The sequence below is a fragment of the Chromobacterium sp. S0633 genome (genome assembly GCF_024158805.1).
Lineage (GTDB): Bacteria > Pseudomonadota > Gammaproteobacteria > Burkholderiales > Chromobacteriaceae > Chromobacterium.
This window is the reverse complement of record NZ_JAMZGH010000071.1, coordinates 1-17,155: the sequence shown is the minus strand read 5'-3', so window position 1 is coordinate 17,155 and position 17,155 is coordinate 1. Positions and strand designations below refer to the sequence as shown.

General features: G+C 72.4%; 6 protein-coding genes and 1 pseudogene. 5 read left to right on the top strand and 2 right to left on the bottom strand.

The window, feature by feature from the left end:
- From NK214_RS23770 to NK214_RS23755, 4 genes are all read left to right on the top strand, one after another.
- Positions 1-437 (top strand): hypothetical protein (locus NK214_RS23770; protein ID WP_253315677.1); only part of this gene is annotated, 437 nt, incomplete at its 5' end.
- 2 nt (positions 438-439) lie between these two features.
- Positions 440-11,380 (top strand): non-ribosomal peptide synthetase, encoded by a 10,941-nt coding sequence (locus tag NK214_RS23765; protein ID WP_253315676.1) that lies wholly within the window; start codon positions 440-442, stop codon positions 11,378-11,380.
- Positions 11,377-12,147: an SDR family oxidoreductase gene (locus tag NK214_RS23760; RefSeq protein WP_253315675.1), complete on the top strand. Its 771-nt coding sequence runs from the start codon at positions 11,377-11,379 to the stop codon at positions 12,145-12,147. The genes NK214_RS23765 and NK214_RS23760 overlap by 4 nt, the downstream gene beginning before the upstream one ends.
- Positions 12,144-12,917 carry a glycosyltransferase family 32 protein gene (locus NK214_RS23755; RefSeq protein WP_235084513.1) on the top strand — a complete coding sequence of 258 codons (774 nt, stop codon included), beginning with the start codon at positions 12,144-12,146 and terminating at the stop codon, positions 12,915-12,917. The genes NK214_RS23760 and NK214_RS23755 overlap by 4 nt, the downstream gene beginning before the upstream one ends.
- 47 nt (positions 12,918-12,964) lie before the next feature.
- Here the strand turns inward: NK214_RS23755 and NK214_RS23750 are convergent, their stop codons facing one another.
- Complete coding sequence (locus NK214_RS23750) at positions 12,965-13,198, bottom strand: MbtH family NRPS accessory protein (protein WP_107798078.1); 234 nt, start codon at positions 13,196-13,198, stop codon at positions 12,965-12,967.
- Positions 13,199-13,387: 189 nt separating this feature from the next.
- Here NK214_RS23750 and NK214_RS23745 point away from each other — a divergent pair.
- Positions 13,388-16,843, top strand: a pseudogene (locus NK214_RS23745) (amino acid adenylation domain-containing protein); the annotation flags it as partial.
- Between the two features lie 206 nt (positions 16,844-17,049).
- On the opposite strand, the gene NK214_RS23740 reads toward NK214_RS23745, so the two are convergent.
- Complete coding sequence (locus tag NK214_RS23740) at positions 17,050-17,148, bottom strand: GTP-binding protein (protein ID WP_305883578.1); 99 nt, start codon at positions 17,146-17,148, stop codon at positions 17,050-17,052.
- Positions 17,149-17,155 lie beyond the last annotated feature (7 nt).

The window sequence follows — 17,155 nt, the reverse complement described above, 5'->3', positions numbered from 1 at the left end:
CGGTGACGGCGCTGCTGGCCACGCTGAAGGCCGGCGCCGTCTATCTGCCGCTGGACCAGGCGCCGCCGCGGCCGCTCAGCTTCAACTATCTGGGCCGGCTGGACGACGCCGCCGACGGCGTGCTGCCGCGGCTGCGCGCGCGGCTGTCGGCGCGGGAGGCCGGACCGGCGCAAGACCCGCGCCAGCGGCTGCCGCACGCCGTCGCCGTCAACGCCCGCATCGAGAAAGGCCGCCTGCGGCTGGACTTCGACTACGCCGACGCCCACGACACCCCGGCCCTGGCCGAACAGTGCCGCCTGGCGCTGGAAGAACTGGCCGCGCTCTGCCGCGCCGGCGGCCTGCCCGCCGTCGCCTACCACACCTCGGACTTCGCCGGCGTCGCGCTGGAAGAGAACGAATTGGCCGCCTTGCTGGACGACCTCACCGACATAGAATGACCATGACAAGCACACCGAACCTCAAAGACCAGATCCAGGACATCCTGCCCCTGAGCCCGCTGCAACGCGGCGTGCTGTTCCACACCTTGTTCGCGCCCGGCTCGCCGGTCTATTTCGAGCAATTGATCTGCCGGCTGGACGGCGCGGTGGACCCCGCCGCCATGGCCGACGCGCTGGAGCGGCTGGCCGAACGCCATCCCATCCTGCGCACCGCCTTCGTCACCAAGGGCCAGGCCGAGCCGCGCCAGGTGGTGTTCCGCCGCGCCCGCGCGCCGCTGGCCGTCCACGACTGGAGCCAAGACGATGCGGCCGAGCGCGAGCGGCGGCTGGAGGCGCTGCTGGACGAAGACCGCCGCCGCGGCTTCCAGCTGAACCGGCCGCCGCTGATGCGGCTGACGCTGCTGCGCTACGGGCCGGCGGAATGGCGGCTGATCTGGAGCCACCATCACATTCTGCTGGACGGCTGGTCGCTGCCCATCCTGATGCGCGATTACTTCGCGCTGCTGTCCGGCGCGGCGCTGCCGCCGCCGCCGCCGCCCTTCTCCGCCTATCTGAGCTGGCTGGGCCGCCAGGACCAGGACGCCGCCGCCAGCCGCTGGCGCGCCCTGCTGGGCGATCTCGCCGCGCCGACGCCGCTGGGCCTGGACCGGCCGGCGCTGCCGGGCGCCTTGGCCGGCGCCGACGTCGGCCAGATCGAACGAGGTCTGGACTACCGCGTCGACGGCGACCTCGCCGCCGCCGCCGAACGCTGCCGGGTAACGCCGGGCACCCTGCTGCTGGGCGCCTGGGCCATTCTGCTCAGCCGCTACGCGCGCCAGGACGACGTGGTCTTCGGCCTCACCCTGTCCGGCCGCGCCATCGACCTGCCCGGCGTGGACGGCATGGCGGGCCTGTTGATCAACTCCCTGCCGCTGCGCCTGGCGACGCCGGCCGACGCCGCGCTGCCGCAATGGCTGGCCGAGGTGCAGCGCCGCCAGCTGGAGCTGCAATCGCTGTCGCACAGCGATCTGGCCGACGTCCAGCGCCACAGCGGCGTGCCGCGCGGCCAGCCGCTGTTCGAAACCCTGGTGGCGATAGACAACTTCCCGATAGGCGACGCCCTGCCCTCGGACGGCTTGGGCTTCCGGATTTCCGACGTCTCCCAGCGCGAGCGCACCCACTACCCGCTGACCCTGACCCTGGTGCCGGGCGCGGACGGCTTGAGCTTGAAGCTGGGCTTCGACCGCGCGCGGGTGGACGAGGCGCCGGCCGCGGCGCTGGCCGAGGCCTATCTGGAGCTGCTGCGCCAGATCGCCGCGCGGCCGGACGCCGCGCTGCGCGAGTTGGGCCTGGTTCGGCCCAGCGCGGTTCAGCCGCCCGCGCCGCTCCCGCCGGCCGGCCGCGGCGGGCCGGACAGCCTGGCCGCCGCCTTCCTGGCCGCCGCCGAGCGTTTTCCGGACCGCGTCGCCGTCAGCGACGGCCCCGCGACGCTGAGCTACCGGCAGCTGCGCGCCCAGGCCGCCGCCATTGCGGAACGCTTGCGCCAGGACGGCGTCGCGCCCGGCGTCAGGGTGGGCGTCTGCCTGCCGCGCTCCGCCGCGCAGATCGCCGCCATGCTGGGCGTGACGCTGGCCGGCGGCGTCTATCTGCCGCTGGACCCGGATTATCCGGCAGAGCGGCTGGCCTATCAGCTGGACGACAGCCAGGCTTTGCTCACGCTGACCGACGCCGAACTCCGGCCGCGGCTGCCGGCGGAACACCGCTGCCTGTCGCTGGCGGAAATAGGCTGCGGCGCCAGACCGGCGGCGCGGCCGCCCGCCGGCCTGGAAGCCGGGCACGGCGCTTACGTGATCTACACCTCCGGCTCCACCGGCCAGCCCAAGGGCGTGCTGGTTTCCCACCGCAACGTGCTGCGCTTGTTCTCCGCCAGCGCCCGCCATTTCGCCTTCGACGAGAACGACGTCTGGACTTATTTCCACTCCTTCGCCTTCGATTTCTCGGTGTGGGAAATCTGGGGCGCGCTGCTCTACGGCGGCCGCTGCGTGGTGGTGCCGCGCGAACTCAGCCGCGATCCGGCCGCCTTCGTCGAACTGCTGGGCCGCGAGGGCGTCACCGTGCTGAACCAGACCCCGTCGGCGTTCAAGCTGGCGATCGCCGCGGAAAGCGCCGCGCCGCTGCCGCGTCCGTCCGCGCTGCGCTGGGTGATCTTCGGCGGCGAGGCGCTGCGGCTGGCCGAGCTGCACCCATGGCTGGAGCGGCACGGCGACGACGGCCCGCGGCTGGCCAATATGTACGGCATCACCGAAACCACCGTCCACGTCACCTTCCGCCGCATCCGCGCCGCCGATCTTGAGGCCGGCGGCGAACTCAGCCCGATAGGCGAGCCGCTGGACGACCTGAGCCTGGAACTGGTGGACCCCTGCGGCCACCCCGTGCCCTTGGGCGCGCCCGGCGAAATCCTGGTCGGCGGCGCCGGCGTCAGCCTAGGCTATCTGAACCGCCCGCAATTGAACGCCGAGCGTTTTCCCGGCGTCGGCGCGGAACGGCGCTACCGTTCCGGCGATCTGGCGCGGCGCAGCGCCGACGGCGAACTGCTCTACTGCGGCCGCATCGACCATCAAGTGAAGATACGCGGCTTCCGCATCGAGCTGGGCGAAGTGCGCGCCGCGCTGCTGAGCCATCCGGCGGTGAGCGACGTTCACCTCGTCGCCGCCGACGACCAACTCATCGCCTATCTGCGCGCCGACGACCCGGCCGCGGCCGGCGCCGACGCCTTGCGCCGCCATCTGACCTCGCGCTTGCCGGCCCACATGATTCCGGCGGCCTTCATCGCGCTGGCCGAGTTTCCGCTCACCCTCAACGGCAAGGTGAACGCGCGCGCGCTGCCGTCGCCGCAGGGCGCGCGCTCGGCGCTGGACACGCCCTACGTCCCCGCCGCCACCCCCAGACAACAGCTGCTGGCCGAGATCTGGAGCCAGGTGCTGGGCCTGCCCCGCGTCGGCATCCACGACAATTATTTCTCGCTGGGCGGCGACTCCATCCGCAGCGTGCGCATCGCCGGCCTGGCCAAGGAGCGCGGCTGCCCGCTGAGCATCCAGGACATTTTCCGCCACGGCACCATCGCCGCCATCCTCGAGGCGATGGGCGAAGGCGAAGACGAAAACACCAGCGCGCCGGACGCGGTCCTGCCGCCCTTCGCGCTGATAGACGCCGCCGACCGCGCGCGGCTGCCGCCCGAGGTGGAAGACGCGCTGCCGCTGGCCAGACTGCAGGCCGGCATGCTGTTCCACAATGAATACGACGACGGCCGCAATCTGTACCACGATGTGTTCTCCCACCGGCTGCGCGCCGACATCGCCCCGGAACGCCTGCGCCAGGCGCTGGCGGAGCTGAGCCGCGAACATCCGCTGCTGCGCACCGGCTTCGCGCTGGCCGGCTACTCCCAGCCGCTGCAGCTGGTCTGGCGCGATCTGACCCCCAGTCTGGACATCGACGACCTGCGCGGCCTGTCGCCGCAGCAGCGGGACGAGGCCGTGGCCAGCCAGCTGCGGCAATTGAGCGAGCAGCGCTTCGCGCCGGAGCGGCCGCCGCTGCTGCGCGTCGGCTGCCTGCGGCTGGCCGACGACGAGTGGCAGCTGACGCTGGCCTTCCACCACGCCATCCTGGACGGCTGGAGCGTGGCCACCCTGTGCGCGGCCTTGTTCAAACGCATGCGCGGCCAGACCGGCCCCGCGCCGGCGCCGCGCGCGGCCTTCCGCGACTTCGTCGCCGCGGAGCGGGCGGCGCTGGCCGATCCGGCGCAACAGGCTTACTGGCGCGCCCAATTGAGCGGCCTGCCGTCCGCCGCCATTCCGCGCTGGCCGCAGCATGCCGCGCCGGCGGGCAAGGCCAGGGTGGGCGCGCAGGAAATCGGTTTCCCGGCCGCGGTCGCCGCCGCGCTGATCCGCCTGGCCGCCGACAGCGGCCTGCCGCTGAAGACCCTGTTGCTGGCGGTGCACGCCCGCGCGCTGGCCTGCTTGTGCGGCCAGCACGAAATCGTCACCGGCCTGGTCAGCAACGGCCGCCCGGCCGACGCCGACGGCGCCGAAGCGCTGGGCCTCTTCCTCAACACCTTGCCGCTGCGCGTCCGCGTCGGCGGCAGCTGGCGCGCGCTGCTGGCGGAAACCATGGCGGCGGAGGGCAACAGCCTGCCTCACCGCTTCTTCCCGCTGGCGGACATCCTCAAGCTGGGCGACGCCGCCCGCTTCGAAGCCTCCTTCAACTACGTGGACTTCCACGTCTACCGCGAACTGGGCGAGGCCGGCGCGCTGGAAGTGCTGGACAGCAGCCGCCTGGAAGCGGTGGACATCCCGCTGGCGGTCACCTTCAGCGCCAGCCGCGCCGAGGGCGCCGTCACCCTGGGCTTTTCCTACGACCGCGCGGCCTTCCCCGACGCGCAAGTGGCCGCCATCGGCCGGCTCTACCTGGCCGCCGCCGAGACGCTGACGCGGAACCCGGACGCCCTGTGCCTGGACGCGCCGCTGACCGAGAGCGCGCCCAAGCCGCTACGCGGCCCGTCCGCCGGCCTCGCCGACTTCTCGGTGCCGCAGGCCATCGCCGCCGTCGCGCGGCAACGCCCGGACGCCGTGGCCGTGGCCGGCGAGGGCGCGACGCTGAGCTACGCCCAACTGGACGCCCGCGCCAATCGGCTGGCGCGCCGGCTGCTGGCGCACGGCGCCGGCCCGGACGCGGTGGTGGCGCTGGACTTGCCGCGCTCGCCCGAGCTGGTGGTGGCGATGCTGGCGACGCTGAAAGCCGGCGCCGCCTATCTGCCGCTGGACCGCGGCCAGCCGGAAGCGCGCCGCCGCGACATCCTGCAAGAGGCCGCGCCGGCCCTGCTGCTCAGCCTGGACCCCGCCGCTGACGCGCCGCCCGGCTGCGCCGTCTTGCAAGCAAACCTGGCCGAAGATCTGCACGATGAAGACGCGGCCGCCCCCGTCGCGCCGGTCCACGGCGACGCGCTGGCCTATCTGCTGTTCACCTCCGGCTCCAGCGGCCGCCCCAAGGGCGTCGCCGTCGGCCGCGCCGCGCTGGACAACCACATGGCCTGGATGAAGCGCCGCTACCCGCTGGACGCGGACGACGCGGTGCTGCAGAAAACCCCGGTGGGTTTCGACGCCTCGGTATGGGAATTCTGGGCGCCGCTGACCCAGGGCGCGAAGCTGCTGCTGGCGGCCGAGGACGGCCACCGCGACCCGGACTACCTGATCCGCGCCGTGCGCGAACAAGGCGTCACCGTGCTGCAGCTGGTGCCCAGCCTGCTGGCCGTGCTGCTGGCGATGCCGGACTTCGCCGGCTGCCGCGCGCTGCGCCGGGTCTTCGTCGGCGGCGAAGCGCTGCCGGCCGCCACCCTGGCCCGCTTCCACGCCGCGCTGGACATCCCGCTGGTCAATCTCTACGGCCCCACCGAAACCGCCATCGACGCCTCCAGCGCGGAATACCTGCGCTCGGACCCGCCGGCGCTCGCCGTCGGCATCGGCCAGCCCATAGACGGCGTCGTCTTCCACGTGCTGGACGCCCGCCTCAATCCGGTGCCGCCCGGCGTGCGCGGCGAACTCTACATCGCCGGCTGCGGCCTGGCGCGCGGCTATCTGGGCCAGCCGGCGCAGACCGCGCGGCGTTTTATCCCGGACCCGCTGTCGCCGCTGCCCGGCGGCCGCCTGTACCGCAGCGGCGACATCGTGCGCCTGCTGCCGGACGGCGCGCTGGAATACCTGGGCCGCGCCGACGGCCAGGTCAAGCTGCGCGGCCAGCGGGTGGAACTGGAGGAGATCGAAGCCGGCCTCGCCGCCTGCCCCGGCGTGCGCCAAGCCGCCGCCGCGCTCTACCGCGACCGCTCCGGCGCGGACCGGCTGGCCGCCTACGTCCGGCTGACGCCGGAGGCCGAGGCCGGCGACTGGCGCGCGGCCATGCTGGCGGCGCTGCGCCTGCGCTTGCCGGAATACATGCTGCCGGCGCAATGGATCGCGCTGCGGCAATGGCCGGTCGGCCCCAACGGCAAGACCGACCGCGCCGCCTTGCCGGCGCCGCAGACGGACGCGGCGTCCCCGGCCCGCGGCCGCGCGCCCGACACCCCGCAAGAGCAAGCCTTGGCCGCGATCTGGCAACAAGTGCTGGGCCGCGAGGACATCGGCGCCGACGACAACTTCTTCCAATTGGGCGGGGACTCCATCCTCGGCCTGCAAATCGTGGCCCAGGCCCGCCAGGCCGGCCTGGCGCTGGCCGCGCGCGACATCTTCAGCCATCCCACCGTCGCCGAACTGGCCGCCCAGGTTCGCCCGGCGCGGCCGGAAGCCGAACTGCCGGAGATTCCGTCCGACACGCCGCTGCCGCTGACCCCGGCCCAGCACTGGTTCTTTGAACGCCTAAGCGCCCTGCCGCGTCCCGGCCACTGGAACCAGGCGCTGCTGCTGAGCGTGGCCGCCGGCGTCTCCGCGCCGGCGCTGCGCGACGCCCTGCTGCGGCTGGAACAAAGCCACGACGCCTTCCGCCTGCGCTTCGCCGCCGGCGCCGAAGGCTGGCGTCAACACTACGCGCCGCGCGAGGCCTTGCGCGAAGAAGACTGGCTGGAGCGCGTCGATCTGAGCGCGCTGCCGGCCGCGGAGCGCGCCGCCGCCATCGAGGCCCGCGCCGAAGCGGCGCAGCGGGAGTTGGATCTGGAACGCGGGCCGCTGCTGCGGGCCGTGCACTTCGACTGCGGCGACGGCGAAGCCGGCCGGCTGCTGTTGCTCATCCATCATTTGATCGTGGACGGCGTGTCCTGGCGCGTGCTGTTGCAGGATCTCGCCGGCCTGCTGGCCGGCGTGGCCCCGCCGCCGGCGCGCGTCGGCTTCGGCCATTGGGCGCTGCGCCCGCGCGCGCCCTCCGCCGAAGAACGCGCTTACTGGCTAGACCAGGCGCGGCTGGCCGCCGACGCGGTCCGCGTCCCGCTGACGGCGGAGGCGGAACGCGACAACCGCTACGGCGCGGCCGACACCGTGGAACTGTCGCTGGACGGCGGCGAAACCGCCGCCCTGCTCCGCGGCGGAGCGCTGCGCGCCAGCGCCGAGGAAATGCTGCTGGCGGCGGCGCTGGGCGCGCTGCGCGACTGGCTGGACGCCGACGCGCTGTCCGTCACCATGGAAGGCCACGGCCGCGACGACGAGACGCTGGACCTCTCCCGCACCGTGGGCTGGTTCACCGCCCTGTACCCGCTGACCGTGAGCGGCCTGGCCGAAGCCACGCCGCAGCGCCTGCTGCGCCGGGTCAAGCAGACGCTGCGCGCGGTGCCGGCCGGCGGCGCCGGCTACGGCGCGCTGCGGCAGGCGGACGACGCCGACGCCCGCGCGCTGGCCACCGCTCCGGAGCCGCAGATCGCCTTCAACTACCTGGGCCAGTTCGACGCCAGCCTGCCGGCCGACGGCGCGCTGGCGCCGGCGCCGGAATCAGTGGGCGCGATGGAAGACCCGGACGGCCTGCGCCCGCGGCTGATCGACATCGTGGCCCTGGTCAGCGACGGCAAGCTGTCGCTGCGCTGGAACTACGGCCGCGCCGCCCTGCCGCGCGCGACGGTGGAAGCCCTCGCCCGCCAGACGCGGCAGCGGCTGCTGGCGCTGCTGAGCCTGGACGCCGACGCCGCGGCGTCGGCCCTGACCCCGGACGATTTCCCGCTGGCCGCGCTGGACGAGGCCGGCCTGCCCGCGGCGCTGGGCGCGCATGGCGACATCGTCGACCTGTGGTCGCTGACCCCGGTGCAGGAAGGCATGCTGTTCCACTCGCGGATGGAAGCCGCCGCCGGCCCGGCCGGCGTCTATATCGAGCAAGTGGTCGCCGAACTGGACGGCGCGGTGGACCCGGCCTTGCTGCGCCAAGCCTGGGAACAGGTGCTGGCGCGGCATGACGCGCTGCGCGTCAGCTTCGCCTGGGAAGGGCTGGCCGCGCCGCTGCAGCGGGTCCATCGCGCGCCCGCGCTGCCGTTCTCCGTCCGCGAAACGCCGGACGAGGCCGCGCTGGAACGCTATCTGGCCGCCGACCGCGCCGCCGGCTTCGCGCTGGACGCCCCGCCCTTGATGCGCCTCGCGCTGCTGACGCGTAACGGCGCGCCGTGGCGGCTGGTCTGGACCCATCACCACGCGCTGCTGGACGGCTGGTCCATGGCCGTCGTCTTCGACGAGGCGCTGGCCCTGTACCGCGGACTGAGCCAGGGCCAGAGCGCGGCGCTGCCGCCAGCGCCCTCCTTCGGGCGCTTCATCAAATGGCTGCGCGCGCATAGCGACCGCCAGGCCCAGCAAGCCTTCTGGCGCGACTACTTCAGCGGCTACGCCGCCGCGGCCGATCTGGCCCTGCTGCCGGCCGGCGGCCCGGCCCGGCCGCGCTCCCAGTCGCTGCGGCTGAGCCCGGAACTGGGCGCCGCGCTGCGCAAGACCGCGCGCGAACGCAAAGTCACGCTCAACACCCTGTTCCAGGGCGCGCTGGCGGTGGCCCTGTCCCGCATCGGCCGCTGCGACGATCTGGTGTTCGGCGTCACCATGTCCGGCCGGCCCGAATCGCTGCCCGGCCGCGACGCCGCCGTCGGCCTGTTCATCGCCACCCTGCCGCTGCGCGCCGACTGCTCGGCCGCGCAGCCTATCGGCGATTTCCTCGGCCGGCTGCAAGACGCCCAAAGCCGGCTGGTGCCGCACGAAGCCAGCGCCCTGGTGGACATTCAGCGCTGGAGCGGCCTGTCCGCGCGCCAGCCGCTGTTCGACGCGGTGCTGGTCTATGAGAACTACCCGATCCGCGCCGAGGTCGGCGACGCCGCCCAGGCGCTGCGCGTGGGCGCGGCCTCCGCGCGCGAGCAATCCAACTACCCGCTGACCCTCTACGTCAAACCCGGCGCCGACGCCATCGAGCTGGACGGCGTCTTCGACGCCGGCCGCATCGAGGCGGAACGCGTGGAAGCGCTGCTGCACGCGCTGCCGCGGCTGCTGCGCCAGATCGCCGACGGCGCGGACCGCGTCGGCGATCTGCGCCTGGCCGAGCCGACGCCGCCGGCCGCCTTCCCGCCGCCGGACGGCGACACCGTGCTCGCCATGCTGAGCGCCGCCGCGCGCCTCAAGCCGGGCAAGACCGCGGTCGCCGCCGAGGACGGCAGCCTGAGCTACGGCCAACTGGTGAGCGGCGCGCGCGCGCTGGCGCGCTGGCTGATCGCCGACGGGGTCTCCCCGGGCGACACCGTGGCGCTGGCGCTGCCGCCTGACGCGCGCGCGCTGACCGCGCTGCTGGCCACGCTGTGGGCCGGCGCGCAATACCTGCCGCTGGACCCGGCGCTGCCGCCGCTGCGCCGCGACGCCATCCTGGAAGACGCCCGCCCCGGCCTGATCCTCGTCGACGGCGACGCCTCCGGCTGGCCCGCCTCCGCCAAGCTGCTGACGCTGCCCGCGCCCCTGCCGCCCGCAGCCGCGGACATCGACGAGGGCCCGCTGCCCGGCGACGCGCTCCACCCGGAAGCGCCGGCCTACACCCTGTTCACCTCCGGCAGCACCGGCCGGCCCAAGGGCGTGCAGATCGCCCATCGCTCGCTGGCCAACATCCTGAGGCATTTCCGCGCCGAGCCCGGCTTCAGCGCCGACGACGTCTTGCTGTCGGTCACCACCTGGTCCTTCGACATCGCCGCGCTGGAACTGCTGCTGCCCCTGGTCTGCGGCGGCACCGTCGCCATCGCGCCGGCCTCGGCCGCCGGGGACGGCCCGGCGCTGGCCGCCGAGGCCGCGCGCCGTGACGCCAGCGTGATCCAGGCCACGCCGGCCAGCTGGCGCATGCTGCTGGAAGCCGGCTGGAAGCCCGCGCCCGGCCGGCGCGCCTGGTGCGGCGGCGAGGCGCTGCCCGCCGATCTGGCCCGCGCGCTGCTGGACGCCGGCGCCGCGCTGTGGAACGTCTACGGGCCCACCGAAACCACCATCTGGTCCGCGCTGCACCGGGTGGACGGCGGCCAGCTGCCGCCGCCGGCCGGACACGCCATCCGCCGCACCACGCTGTGGACGGCCGACCATCACGACCAGCCGCTGCCGCCGCATCTGGCCGGCGAACTGCGCATAGGCGGCGACGGCCTGGCGCTGGGCTATCTGGGCGCGCCGGCGCAAACCGCCGCCCGCTTCCTCCCCGATCCGCTGGCCGGCCGGCCCGGCGCCCGCGTCTACCGCAGCGGCGATCTGGCCTGCCTGCTGCCGAACGGCGAGGTCCGCGTGCTGGGCCGGCTGGACGGCCAGGCCAAGCTCAACGGCTTCCGGCTGGAGCTGGAGGAAGTGGAAACCAGGCTGCGCGAGCTGCCCGGCGTGCGCCAGGCCGCGGCGGCCGTCCGCCGCGACCCGCAAGGCCACGCCCGGCTGATCGCCTATTTGGTGCCGGACGACAGCGGCGCCTGGCGCGCCGGCGACGAGGCCGATCCGGCCGCCTTGCAGCGGGTCCGCGCCCGGCTGTCCGCCGCGCTGCCCGGCTATATGCTGCCCAGCCGCTTTGTCACCCTGGAGCGGCTGCCGCTGACGGCCAACCTCAAGCTGGACCGTAAGGCCCTGCCCGAACCGGCGGCGAACGCGCCGACCCGCGCCGGCAGCGCGCCCCAGGGCGCGCTGGAGCAAGCCGTGTGCGCGCTGTGGGAAGAAGTGTTCGAGCGCGCCGGCATCGCCGCCGACGACGACTTTTTCGAACTGGGCGGCCATTCGCTGCTGGCCACCCGCATCCAGGTGCGCGTCAACAAGATCTTCCGGCAGACCCTGCCGCTGCGCGCCACCTTCCACGCCCAGACCCCGCGCGCCTTGGCCGCGCTGCTGGCCGAACGCGAGTCCGCGCCCGGCCTGGCCGCCAAGATCGCCGCCGTCTACCTGAAGCTGCGCGGCATGTCCGACGCCGAGCGCGACGCGCTGCGCCAGGCCGCCGCCCAAACCACCACCATGGAAACCGCAGAATGAAACTGGAACACATCAACGCCATCGTCAGCGGCGCCGCCAGCGGCATCGGCCGCGCTTTCGCGCTGGAACTGGCCCGCGCCGGCGCGCGGGTCCACGCCGCCGACCTGGACGCCGCCGGCCTGCGCCGGCTGGAGGAAGACGCCGCCGGCCTGCCCGGCGCGGTGCGCGGCTCGGTGCTGGACGTGAGCCAGGAAGCCGCGGTCCGCGCCTTTCTGAAAACGGCGTCGGAGGACACGGAGCCAGCCAATCTGCTGGTCAACAACGCCGGCATCCTGCGCGACGGCTGGCTGGTGAGGCTGGACGTGGAAGGCTTCGTCCGCAAGCTGCCCACCGCGCAATGGCGGGCGGTGCTGGACGCCAATCTGACCGCTCCCTATCTGCTGAGCCGAGAATTCGCCGCCGCCCGCGTGGAGTCCGGCCTCAACACGCCGGGCCTGATCGTCAACGTCTCCTCCGTCACCAGCGCCGGCAATCCCGGCCAGTCCAACTACGCGGCGTCCAAGGCCGGCCTGGACGCGCTGACCCGGACCTGGGCGCTGGAACTGGCGCCCTTCGGCATTCGCGTGGCCGGCCTCGCGCCCGGCCTGACCGACACCCCGATGGCGGCGGGCCTGGCGCCGGCCACCCGCGAGGACTTGATCGCCCAGGTGCCGCTGCGGCGCATGGCCGAGCCGGCGGAAATCTGGCAGGGGCTGAAATTCATCATCGAATGCGATTACTTCAACGGCCGCATCATCGCCATCGACGGCGGAGCGACCTTCTCGTGAAGCCGACACTTTCCGCTCCGGAGGCGGGCATTCCGCGCCGCATCCATCAGATCTGGTATCAAGGCGCCGCCGCGCTGCCGGACAAATACCGCCGCTACCGCGACAGCTGGATGCGACGCCATCCGGACTGGGAGTTCGTGTTCTGGGACGCGCCCAAGATGCAGGCGCTGGTCGACGAGCACTATCCCTGGTTCGCGGCTCGCTACGCCGGCTTCGAGCGCGACATCCAACGCATAGACGCCGCGCGCTATCTGTTCCTGGCGCTGCACGGCGGCTTCTACATCGACATGGACATCGAAAACCTGCGGCCCATAGACCCGCTGCTGCCGGAGAGGCGGCTGATCCTGTCGCGCACCCACGGCTTCAACAACGCGCTGATAGGCAGCGCGCCCGGCCACCCCTTGTGGGACACCGTGCTGGACCGGCTGGCCGCCGGCCAGTGCGCGCCGCTGGACCCGGCGATGCCGGCCCGGCTGCGCGAATCGCCGGCGATGCGCACCGCCGTCACCGTGGGGCCGCGCTTCTTCACCTGGTGCGTGCAGCAAAGCGGCTGCCTGGACGACGCGGCCACGCTGTGCTGCCCCGGCTATTACTTCGAACCCGGCTCGCCCACGCCGGACGGCAGCTCCTGGCCGCCGGCCGACGATCCCGACGGCGGCTACGCCCGCCACCACATGGACCTCAACTGGCTGGACCTGCGCCACCGGCTATTGTCCCGGCTGAACCGGCTGCTGCTGCCCTGGCTGACGCGACGGCTGCCTTTGCAATGAAAAAGTCGCCGCGATGCGGCGACTTCAAAAACAAGACATAGACACCATTAATTCGCGGAAGGGGAAGCCGTTTGATTTTCCTGCATGAACTGCCTCAGGCTCAAGGGACGCATATCCGTCCAATTCTTTTCAATATAGTCCAGACACTCCTGTTCCGCGCCGCTGACGCCAAGCGAGCGCCAGCCGGCTGGAATGTCGCGATATTCCGGCCATATCGAATATTGCTCCTCGTGATTCACCACCACGATGTATTTGGTTTCGTTCATCGCGTCCTGCGTCATATCAACCTCCGTGCCGTCGCTAGAAAATTAAAACAGTTTCTAAATAAATCTATTTATCCAACCAAAACATTGCTAATTGGAATTGTTTAAATCGGAGAATACCGACTCACAAAACCCGCCAAAGAATATACCGCATAAATTGAATATTTTTACAGACCTCGAAAAATAATCGAAATCAAATCGGGCGCGATGGACGCGCAGCCCGATGGGCGCCGACAACACATCACCTGGAAAGCCATTGAAATGAGCGTTAGCGATTGGAACGATAACGACCTGGACCTTCTCGACCATTTGCTGGAACAAGAACTGGACGTCTTGCTCCCGGCCCCCGCGCCCGTCGACGGCGGGCGGATCGCCCGCGGCGACGCCGCCTCCGGCCCGCTGTCCTTCCAACAACAGCGGCTCTGGTTCCTGCACCAGCTGAGCGCCGGCGCCGCCGCCTACAATATCTGCTCCGCCTTCCGCCTGAGCGGCGCCTTGCAGGCGGACGCGCTGTGCCGGGCCTTTGATTGCGTGGTGGCGCGCCACGCCTCGCTACGCACCGCCATCCGCGAAGTGGACGGCGCGGCGGCGCAGATCCCGCAGCCGGCCGGCCGCGCGGCCATCGAGCGCCTGGACTGGTCCGGCCTGCCGGCCGAAGAAGCCGCCTCCCGGCTGGAGGCGCTGGCGCGCCGCGAAAGCGCCCACGCCTTCGACCTGTCCGTCGGCCAGCCGCTGCGCATCGCGCTGCTGAAGCTGGCGGCGGACGAACACGCGGTGGTGCTGACCCTGCATCACATCGTCGGCGACGCCTGGTCGCTGACGGTGCTGATGGACGAGGCGGCCCGCGCCTACGCCGCGCTCAGCCGCGGCCGCGCGCCGGAACTGCCCGAGCTGCCCATCCAGTACCTGGACTACGCGCGCTGGCAGCACGCCAACGGCCGGCAAGACCGCTGGGACGCCGACCTCGCCTACTGGAAAACCCAACTGGCCGGCCTGCCCACGCTGGAGCTGCCCACCGACAAGCCGCGGCCGCCGGTGCAGGGCTTCGACGGCGCCACCGTGGGCTTCGACATCGGCGCCGATACCGCCGAGCGCCTGCGCCGGCTGGCGGCGGCCGAACGCACCACCCTGTTCTGCCTGCTGCTGTCCGCCTTCCAGGCGCTGCTGGCCCGCCACGCGCGTCAGGACGATCTGGCCATCGGCACCTCGCTGGCCGGCCGCGAACGGGTGGAAACCGAGGGGCTGATCGGCTTCTTCGCCAATATGCTGGTGATCCGCGGCCGCATCGGCCCCGCGGACAGCTTCCGCCAGTTCGCCCGCCGGCAATCCGACACCATGCGCGACGCGGTGGAGCACGCCGCCGTGCCCTACGACCAACTGGTCGGCGCGCTGGGACAGGCCAGCCGCGACCCCAGCCGCAACCCGCTGTTCCAGGTCGCCTTCACCCTGCTCAACATCCCGGCGGCGATGCCGACGCTGGACGGGCTGCGGCTGACTCCGGTGCTGAGCCAGGAGGCCGCCCGCTTCGATCTGGAGCTGTTCATGCGCGAGACCGAGGACGGCCTGTCCGGCGCGTTCTCCTACAACACCGCGCTGTTCGAGCGGCTCTCGGTGGAGCGCCTCGCCGAACAACTGAGCCTGCTGCTGGACGCCGCCAGCCGTCAGCCGGACGCGCCGCTGGCCGCGCTGCCGCTGACCACCCCGCAACAGGCCGCCGCCCTGCTGACCCTGCCGCGGCAGGCCGCCGCCGTCGATTGCGAGCCGGTGCACCGCGCCTTCAGCCGCTTCGCCGCGCGGCAAGCCGACGCCGCGGCGCTGCGCTGCGACGGCCAAGAGCTCAGTTACGGCGAGCTGGAACGGCTGTCGGACGCCGCCGCGCGGCGGCTGGCGGCCGCCGGCGTGCGGCCGGGCGAACCGGTGGGCCTGTGGCTGACGCCCTCCTTCGAAATGCTGATCGGCGTGCTGGCCGCGCTCAAGGCCGGCGCCGGCTATGTGCCGATGGACCCGGCCTATCCGGCCGACCGCATCCGCTACATTCTGGAAGACAGCGGCGCGCGCGCCGTGCTCAGCACCGAGGCGCTGGCGCCCTCGCTGCCGCCCTTCGCCGGCCCGCTGCTGACCCTGGACGCGGCGGAACCCGCGCCGGCGGCGGCGCTGCCGGCCGGCGACGACCCGGACGGCCTGGCCTACATCATCTACACCTCCGGCTCCACCGGCCGGCCCAAGGGCGTGGCGGTCAGCCACCGCAACTGCGCCCGGCTGTTCTCCAGCAGCGCCGAGCTGTTCCGCTTCGGCCCGCGCGAAGTGTGGACGCTGTTCCACTCCTACGCCTTCGACTTCTCGGTATGGGAAATCTGGGGCGCGCTGGCCCACGGCGGCGTCCTGCTAATCGTGCCGCCGCTGCTGGCCCGCTCCTCGGACGCCTTCTACCAGCTGTTGTGCGAGGAAAAAGTCACCGTGCTGAGCCAGACCCCGTCGGCCTTCCGCCAATTGATGGCCGCCGAGGAAGCCAACCCGCGCGAAGGCGATCTGGCGCTGCGCTACGTCGTCTTCGGCGGCGAGGCGCTGGACCTGAGCAGCCTGGAACCCTGGCTGGACCGCCACGGCGACGACTACCCGCGGCTGATCAATATGTACGGCATCACCGAAACCACCGTGCACGTGACCTTCCGCCGCATCGGCCTGCCCGAGATCAAGCGCAAGCTGGGCAGCGTGATCGGCGCGGCGCTGCCCGATCTGTGCATCCGTCTGCTGGACGACGCCCTGCAGCCGGTGCCGCCGGGCATGGTGGGCGAAATCCACGTGGGCGGCGCCGGCGTGGCGCTGGGCTACGTCAACCAGCCGGAGCTGAGCGCCCAGCGCTTCATGCCGGACCCGCACCTGGGCAGCGGCCTGCGCTTCTACCGCAGCGGCGATCTGGCGCGCGTCACTCCGCGCGGCGAGCTGGAATACCGCGGCCGCGCCGACCAACAGGTCAAGCTGCGCGGCTTCCGCATTGAAACCGCCGAAATCCAGGCCCTGCTCAGCCAGCACCCGGCGGTGGCGGAAGCCGCCGTGGTGGTGCGCGGCGACGGCGATCAGGCGCGGCTGGTCGCCTACGTCGCCAAGCGCAACGGCGTGGACGCCGCCGCCAAGGACAAGGACAAGGGCTGGCTACCCGCCTTCGACATGATCTACGAAGACGCGCCGGCCGAGGACGCCGACCTCGATCTGGTCGGCTGGACCGACTCCTACGACAACGCGCTGATTCCCGCCGAGCACATGCGGCGCTGGCGCGATGAAATCCTCGGCCGCATCCGCGCGCTGAACCCGCGCCGGGTGCTGGAAATCGGCGTCGGCAGCGGCATGCTGCTGCTCGCCGTCGCCCCGGACTGCGAGCATTACCACGGCCTGGACTTCTCCGCCCGCGCGCTGGAGCGCCTGGGCCGCACCGTGGCCGCGCGCGGCCTGGAACAGGTGACGCTGGAGCGGCGCGAAGCCCGCGAGCTGGCCGGCCTGCCGGACGACTTCGACACTGTGATCCTCAACTCGGTGGCGCAATACTTCCCCGACGCCGCCTACTTCCTGGACGTGGTGGACCAGGCGCTGGCGCGGCTGCGCCCCGGCGGCAAACTGCTGCTGGGCGACCTGCGCCACCTGGGCCTGCTGCGCCACTTCCAGGCCAGCCGCCTGCTGCGCCGGCTGCCCGCCGTCGCCGCACCGACGCGGGCGGAACTGCGCCGTCAACTGGACGCGCTGATCGCCGAGGAAAAGGAACTGCTGGTGGACCCGGCGCTGTTCCGCCGCCTGGCGCGCCGCCGCGGCGACATCGCCGCGATCGAAATCCGCCTGAAGGAAGACGGCGGCGATTGCGAGCTGACCACCTACCGCTACGACGTGGTGCTGAGCAAGGGCGCGCCGCGCGCCAGCCGCGACACTTCCAGCAGCAGGTCTTCGCGCAGGGTGCAGCAGATGCAGCCATTGCTCATCTCCACC

Coding starts and splice junctions, on each gene's coding strand:
- NK214_RS23765 (WP_253315676.1), top strand. CDS start 440: ATGACAAGCACACCGAACCTCAAAGACCAGATCCAGGACATCCTGCCC.
- NK214_RS23760 (WP_253315675.1), top strand. CDS start 11,377: ATGAAACTGGAACACATCAACGCCATCGTCAGCGGCGCCGCCAGCGGC.
- NK214_RS23750 (WP_107798078.1), bottom strand. CDS start 13,198: ATGACGCAGGACGCGATGAACGAAACCAAATACATCGTGGTGGTGAAT.
- NK214_RS23740 (WP_305883578.1), bottom strand. CDS start 17,148: ATGAGCAATGGCTGCATCTGCTGCACCCTGCGCGAAGACCTGCTGCTG.